This window comes from Chamaesiphon sp. OTE_20_metabat_361, from assembly GCF_031364565.1.
Genome location: NZ_JANLWO010000684.1, coordinates 1 through 7,352 on the forward strand (window position 1 = coordinate 1; position 7,352 = coordinate 7,352).

General features: G+C 45.0%; 6 protein-coding genes. 5 read left to right on the forward strand and 1 reads right to left on the reverse strand.

All coding sequences use genetic code 11. The annotated features are described in order from the left end of the window. The 4 genes from RMO35_RS19415 to RMO35_RS19430 form a co-directional block, all read left to right on the forward strand. On the forward strand, nt 1-209 hold a 209-nt coding region (locus tag RMO35_RS19415), incomplete at its 5' end, for a hypothetical protein (protein ID WP_309743308.1). Then, a complete protein-coding gene (locus tag RMO35_RS19420) occupies nt 197-1,147 on the forward strand; it encodes an SDR family oxidoreductase (protein ID WP_309743310.1) in 951 nt (316 codons plus the stop codon). The genes RMO35_RS19415 and RMO35_RS19420, both read left to right, overlap by 13 nt. Before the next feature lie 143 nt (nt 1,148-1,290). Beyond that, entirely contained in the window at nt 1,291-2,691 is a 1,401-nt protein-coding gene (locus tag RMO35_RS19425) for a UDP-glucose/GDP-mannose dehydrogenase family protein (protein ID WP_309743312.1), read from the forward strand. 217 nt (nt 2,692-2,908) lie between these two features. After that, nucleotides 2,909-5,254, forward strand: coding sequence for an AAA family ATPase (locus tag RMO35_RS19430; protein WP_309743314.1), 2,346 nt, complete (start codon nt 2,909-2,911; stop codon nt 5,252-5,254). A gap of 234 nt (nt 5,255-5,488) precedes the next feature. On the opposite strand, the gene RMO35_RS19435 is transcribed toward RMO35_RS19430, so the two are convergent. Next, nucleotides 5,489-6,097 carry a peroxiredoxin gene (locus RMO35_RS19435; protein ID WP_309743316.1) on the reverse strand — a complete coding sequence of 203 codons (609 nt, stop codon included), beginning with the start codon at nt 6,095-6,097 and terminating at the stop codon, nt 5,489-5,491. Between the two features lie 243 nt (nt 6,098-6,340). Here RMO35_RS19435 and RMO35_RS19440 point away from each other — a divergent pair, with 243 nt between their 5' ends. Next, nucleotides 6,341-7,102 (forward strand): sucrose-phosphate phosphatase, encoded by a 762-nt coding sequence (locus RMO35_RS19440; protein ID WP_309743318.1) that lies wholly within the window; start codon nt 6,341-6,343, stop codon nt 7,100-7,102. The last annotated feature ends 250 nt before the right edge of the window (nt 7,103-7,352 follow it).

Sequence of the window (7,352 nt, forward strand, 5' to 3'; positions counted from 1 at the left end):
CGTTCGACCGGAGCAATCGCGCGATTGCTCCGGTTATCTACGTGTTATTACTAAAAATGTGCGGTTTGCTGCCATCCATACGCGATAATTACAGAGAAATAGTCGCAATGGTTGCCGATTTGCCGATCGTCGGGAATAATACTAAAGACACTGCCATTGAACTTCTAAACCAAATTAAATTTCAAAATTTTAAATTATGCGAATTTTAGTCACAGGTGGTGCTGGGTTTATTGGTTCTCATCTGCTCGATCGACTCATGAAAGAGCAGCATCAAGTTATTTGCTTAGACAATTTTTATACGGGAACTAAGAGTAATATCAGCAAGTGGATGTCCGATCCCAACTTTGAGTGGATTCGGCACGATGTTACCGAACCAATCCGACTAGAAGTAGACCAAATTTATCATTTAGCTTGTCCGGCTTCGCCCGTTCACTATCAATACAATCCGATTAAAACGGCTAAGGTCAGTTTCTTGGGCACATCAAACATGCTCGGACTTGCTAAACGGGTAAAGGCCCGATTTTTATTAGCTTCAACTTCCGAAGTTTATGGCGATCCCGACGTGCATCCGCAGCCAGAAGAGTATCATGGTAATGTCAACCCGATCGGGATCAGGTCTTGCTATGACGAGGGCAAACGGATCGCTGAGACGCTCAGTTTTGACTATCATCGCCAACATGATGTCGAAATTCGCGTCGCCAGAATCTTTAATACCTATGGCCCTCGGATGTTAGAAAATGATGGTCGGGTCGTGAGTAATTTTATCGCCCAATCTCTCCAAGGCAAAGCATTAACTATCTATGGCGACGGCAGCCAGACTCGCAGTTTTTGTTATGTGACAGATTTGGTTGATGGCTTGATAAAATTGATGAACGGCGACCAAATTGGGCCGATCAATCTCGGGAATCCCGAAGAATATACGATCGCTCAACTCGCCCAAAAAGTCCGCGATGCGATCGATCCCAGTCGCGAAATTAGCTTTAAACCATTACCTCAAGACGACCCCAAACAGCGCAAACCAGATATTACTAAAGCCAAAACTTTATTAAATTGGCAGCCGACTGTTTCGCTAGAAACTGGCTTAGCTCAGACAATTGCTGAATTTAAGCAGCGCATTCAAGTTCAGCAAGAATGCCAATCGCGATAATTGCCAGCGCGTCAGTGAGGATGGAACTGCTACCCGCCCAGCAGATCGGATCGCGGCAGCTAGCTTTTGGGAAGAGTACATCAACATCCACCAACGATAGATATACGTTTACAAAGTCACAATCACATTTGGAGTAAGTCAAAATGCGTGTTTGTACGATCGGAACTGGTTATGTCGGTTTAGTAACAGGAGCATGTTTGGCACATATCGGGCATGATGTCGTCTGTGTAGACAATAATCCCGCTAAAGTGGCATTGATGAAATCTGGACATTCACCAATTTACGAACCTGGATTGTCAGAAATCATGTGTGCAGCAATGGCTACAGGTCGATTGCAGTTTACTACAGACTTGAAGATGGGCGTCGAGCATGGCGAAGTGTTATTTATTGCTGTCGGTACCCCACCCCTGCCCAATGGCTCTAGCGATACGCAATATGTCGAAGCTGTCGCTAAAGGAATCGGACAACATCTCAATGGTGAGTATAAAGTTATCGTTAATAAATCGACAGTCCCGATCGGTTCGGGAGATTGGGTGAAAATGCTGGTTCTCGATGGTGTTGCCGCCGAGCGTGCTAAGCAGCCGAGCTTAGTCGGTGGGGATAGTCGTCAGCCTGATGTGGATCGGTTATCCGTACCGAAGTTTGATGTGGTCAGCAATCCAGAATTTTTACGAGAGGGTTCGGCAATCTATGATACACTCAACCCAGATCGGATTGTTTTGGGCAGTAACAGTCATCAAGCGCTCGACCTGATGCTAAGTTTATACGCACCAATTATCGATCGCCAACACACGGAAGACCCCACGCTACCACCTGTCGCCGTATTGACCACAGATTTAGGCTCAGCAGAAATGATCAAGTATGCCGCCAATGCGTTTTTGGCAACCAAAATCAGTTTTATTAATGAGATTGCCAATATCTGCGAGCGCGTCGGTGCTGATATTAATCAAGTATCTAAAGGTATCGGCCTAGATTCGCGGATCGGCAATAAATTTTTGAATGCTGGCATTGGGTGGGGTGGCTCTTGCTTTCCCAAAGATCTCGCCGCACTCATTCACACTGGAGCTGATTATGGCTACGATGCCCAATTACTCAAAGCAACTGTCACAGTCAATCAACAGCAACGCACGCTGGTAATTCAAAAACTGCAAAGTTCGCTCAAAATCCTCAAAGGTAAAACCATCGGTTTACTCGGTCTGACTTTTAAACCCGATACTGATGATTTGCGAGATGCACCCGCTCTTGATATAATACAAACGCTGATCGAATTGGGTGCCAAAGTAAAAGCATACGACCCAATTATCTCCCCTAAATCTGCACCCAATCCCTATCTAGCTAATGTCCATCTAGTAGATAGTCCGCAGATGTTAGCGACAGACAGTGATGCACTAGTTTTAATGACTGAGTGGTCGGAATTTCAGGAAATAAATTATCAACATCTAGCCCGACTAATGCGATCGCCGTTGCTGGTAGATTGCCGAAACTTCCTGCCCTCAGCACACTTAATGAAAGCCGGATTTCAACACATTGGGATCGGTTGTTAAATGTCTAACTTACCCAGTATGCTAATTTGGCAGTGCTGGGTAAGAGGTCTCGATTTAAGAGCAGATTAATACAAAATCCTAATTGAGCTTAATACTTAGCAAAAAATTATAAGATTCTTAATTTGAACATACTTTATATAATACGACTATTTCAACTCGATCGCTTCAGCCATTTGGCGGTTCATTGCCCACTCGTGCTATTAAATAGTCTTTGACCATGAAAGAGAGCTTTCCTGAATTTAATCCTCCCAGACTAGCGCCGTCTCCCATCGCTCAACGCCCGAATGGGTTGACCGAACCTCGACCGGAAGAGGGGATCGGGATCGGGACAATCTTGAGCGGTTTACGGAAGTATTGGTATGCCTCATTGCTAACTACTACACTAATGATGAGTGTAATTGGTTATGTAACTTGGAAACAAGTCCGGATTTATAGATCTACTGTCCAAATCGCGATCGATCTCAAAGGTGGTAACAGTTTTGCTGAAAAGCTCGCTGGCGGTAGCGATAGTGGTGGACAATCAGAAGATCGGACGATCGCCATTGAGACGATTACCCAATCGTTGAGAAGTAAAAGCATGATCCAGCAAGCCATCGTGCAGATTCCCGATCCCAAATTGCGCCCATCAGTCGCCCAAGTTTTACAAGGATTGTCAATTCAGTCGAAGCCCGATAGTAATGTACTGACTGTCAGCTATGTAGCGTTATCGCCGAATGAGATCGTCGCCGTACTCAACGGATTGAGCAAAGTTTATATAGACTATAGTATCCAGACCAAGAAAGCGCGGACTAATAACTCGATCGAATTTATCGAATCACAACTACCAGCCTCTCGCAAGCGGCTAGAGAATTCGGCTTCTCAAATCGAGCAGTTTCGGATTAAATATCGATTTGTCGATCCTGCTACTTCTGCGGGCGCGCTCGATGGCTATCGTCAAACGATCGTTTCCAAAATTAATGAATCGCGTTCGGTTTATTACCAAACTCAAAAGCAATACGAGGAATTAAAGAAACAACTTGCCTCGGTAGGTTTATCTTCAGAAGGTAACTTGAGTACCACGATGCTCACTCAAGATAGTGGCTACCAAGGACTATTTACGCAGCTCAAAGAATTAGAATTCAAGTACAACCAAGAAAGCGTTCGCTTTAGCCCTGAAAATCCCCTAGTTATCTCTCTTAAAGAAAAACGCGACAGTGTACTAGTATTGCTCAGAGCGCGAGCGCAGCAAGTACTCAAACGCCGAGTAGACGATACAGAACTAACTCAAGGTGGTATTGCTAACTTCGCCAATAGCCTAGCTCAAAACTTAGCCAACAAACAAGCGGATCTAGAAACTAGTTTAGTCGCTCAAACCGCTCAGGCTCAAAGTTTGGAAGCAGTATATCAACAAGTTCAAACTCAAATCGCTCAATTACCCGGACTCCAAAAGAAATATACCGAATTGCAGCGGGAATACCAAATTGCCTCCCAAGAATTGACAGCATTCTTGCAAAAAGTCCAAGAGTTAAAAATCGTAAACGCCGAACAAGTGGTACCGTGGCGATTATTAGATCCGCCAGAATATCCGAATTTTCCCATGTCGCCAGATGTGCCGCGTCAGATGGGACTGGGCGCGATCGGGAGTATCTTAGCAGGTATCCTGGTATCGGTAGGCTTGAACAAACTCGACGACCGAGTTGACAATCCCGATAGCGTTAAAGCGATGACGGGGATGCCGATCTTATCACTGATCCCGAGAGTAGACGATCTAGAGCAATCTTCCGCCGCGCGTGGCGGTACATTTCTCCAAACAACCAAAGGTAAGAGTAAAGATTATGCTTACTGGAGTTTTATTGAATCGATTCGGACTCTAGCTTTAGGCATCGGACTCACATCCGATCGCGACGACAGGCAATCTGGTAAAGTCATTGCCATGACATCCTCTTTACCCAAAGAAGGGAAATCGATTATTGCTTTTCATACCGCCAATACCCTCGCCGAACTTGGGTATCGAGTACTATTGATCGATGCGGATATGCACAAATCCACAGTCGCTCAGCTCTGTGCTACCTCGCCCTTATTCAATCGCGATGATTGCGATAGTGAAGACGGACTCAGCGATGCGATTGTTGGCAGTCGGGAGTGGAAAGATTTGCTCAAAATCAGTCCCGAATCCAAACTGCATGTCATGTTCTCTGGCAAACAAACTGTCAGTTCGATCGTCTTATTTAATTCACCCCGACTGTTACGATTGATGGAAGAATGGCGGCAAGAATATGATTATATTCTGTTTGATACGCCGCCAATCGTCGGTGTGAGTGATACTCGGTTGTTGTCGAGCTTGGTTGATGGATTGGTATATATTGTCAGCTTGAATGTCGCTCAAAAACAAATCATCGATCGCGGTATCGATATTATTTCTTCGATCAAAACGCCTGTATTAGGACTCGCCATCAACCGAGTTGAAAACCATCATTCTGGCTACAATAAATACTATCAGTACTATCATGCCGCCAGTGAAATCCATCAAAAAACAGATAAGACCAAAGTACTCAATCCAGAAAAGGAAGGAGTTGAAGTTTAGCTCCAATTAGCTGGATCGGAAAATAATAGCTGAATCTATTGCGTAGAATTTTCCCGCTCGATAAATCGAGCGAGAAGAAGTGTAGACGAAGATGTTGCCTAATCCCCGAGCAAAACTACTATTTTAAAGACTCAACGAAAACAAGGGGTCTGCAAGGTTGCGCTCAATCTGGAACGAACCTCGGCGCGATTTCATCGGCACTCATCCCCCTCCTAAAACCCCAATTATTAATTATTAATTATTAATTAATTTAAAATAGGCTTGAGAGCCACTAGGCGTCGGCGACATCGTCTGAGCGCCCGGTTGCCAATCTACCGGACAGACTTCTTGAGGATGAGCCTGAACGTGTTGAATTGCTTTGAGGACGCGCAAGGTTTCATCGACACTGCGACCGAATGAGAGATTGTTGACAGTGGAGTACTGTAAGATTCCGGCTCGATCGATAATAAATAGCCCCCGTAATGCCGCACCTATATTCGGATCGAGTACGTTATACGCGGTACTAATTTCTTTTTTGATGTCGGATACTAAGGGATAATTAATATCACCTAAACCGCCCATTTTGCGCTCGGTTTGAATCCAAGCAAGGTGCGAAAATTCACTATCGACCGAGACACCTAAAATATCGGTATTTAGATCTTGAAACTCAGCATAGCGATCGCTAAAAGCAATAATTTCAGTCGGACAGACAAATGTAAAGTCAAAGGGGTAAAAAAATAAGACTACATATTTGCGATATCTAGACAACTGGACTTGCTGAAATTGTCCATGCACAACCGCAGTTGCTGTAAAGTCCGGTGCAATTTGGCCTACTCTCAGGCAGCTTTCAGAGTAATTATTCATATATTTATTTTCGATCTAATTTAGATTTTGCGGATAAAAGTTAAGAATTATTTACAATTTGTGACAGATCGGGCACTATTTTTGTGCTTAGGGACTAGCTACTCACAATTTTGCTAAGTTATTTAGATTCGCGATATCTACATGTGACAAAAATGCTAGTGTGGAAAATATCGTCTTCAATTGCCCGTAGGCTACTGTCAGCCAGAATCCAACATCCCTTAAAATCTAGAATTGTCAGTTAGCATGGGTGTATTAACACATTTATCATTATTCGTCACCGACCTCGACCATACGCTCGTGGGGGATGATGAATCGCTAGAGCGACTAAATCAAGTCCTCGATCGCTATCGTCAGGACTTGGGAACTAAGATCGTCTACGCGACGGGTCGATCGCGAGCATCTTACCAAGAGCTGACGAAAACTCGATCGCTGCTAGCTCCCGATGCCCTGATTGCCGCAGTCGGTACCGAAATTTACATGGGTAATGTCCAAACGCCCGAGCCAGAGTGGGTAAAAAAGCTCAGCGTGAATTGGCATCGCGATCGAATTGTCGAAATCGCCAGTCGCTTTGCCGATCTAGAACTTCAGCCTTCAGCCGAACAACGACCTTTTAAGGTGAGCTATTATCTATCCCCGAGTGTCGCCGCCGCAGTAGTTCAACAGATCCAAGAATTACTCGCTCACAGCTCGCTGGATGCTGAAGTTATTTATAGCGGTAGTAGAGACTTAGATATTTTGCCCAGCAAGGGCGATAAGGGTACCGCCGTCCAATTTTTGCGCGAGCGTTGGCAGATTGCGCCGGAGCAAGCTGTCGTATGTGGCGATTCGGGGAATGATATTTCCTTATTTAAATACGGTCGAGAACGGGGCATCATCGTCGGTAATGCTCAGTCAGAGCTGCGATTGTGGCACGAACTCCACCCGATCGACTACCATTATTTAGCCGTCGCTGAGTATGCGGCAGGAATCTCAGAAGGACTTAAATATTTTCAATTTGTTGAATAATTATTCACAATCCGGCTGCATGTGGGTAAATTAGAGAAAACTTGACAATATCGACCAACTGTCGTCTGGTAACGATCGCGCCCCTAAGCGAGCGAACTCCTCCTTTGGGAGGAGCTACAACAGGATCGCTTTCATGTAAAGTTCGATTGAGTCTCGATCGGCTACCCGAGCGCAACAACCTGCAAAAATGGCGACACGTTGGCGTAGCCTCTGTCTTGACTGGATTCTCGCAGTCGGGCCAAAGGGATTT

Excerpts from the sequence above, each read along its gene's own strand:
- RMO35_RS19435 (WP_309743316.1), bottom strand. The coding sequence starts at position 6,097 with ATGAATAATTACTCTGAAAGCTGCCTGAGAGTAGGCCAAATTGCACCG.
- RMO35_RS19425 (WP_309743312.1), top strand. The coding sequence starts at position 1,291 with ATGCGTGTTTGTACGATCGGAACTGGTTATGTCGGTTTAGTAACAGGA.
- RMO35_RS19430 (WP_309743314.1), top strand. The coding sequence starts at position 2,909 with ATGAAAGAGAGCTTTCCTGAATTTAATCCTCCCAGACTAGCGCCGTCT.
- RMO35_RS19440 (WP_309743318.1), top strand. The coding sequence starts at position 6,341 with ATGGGTGTATTAACACATTTATCATTATTCGTCACCGACCTCGACCAT.
- RMO35_RS19420 (WP_309743310.1), top strand. The coding sequence starts at position 197 with ATGCGAATTTTAGTCACAGGTGGTGCTGGGTTTATTGGTTCTCATCTG.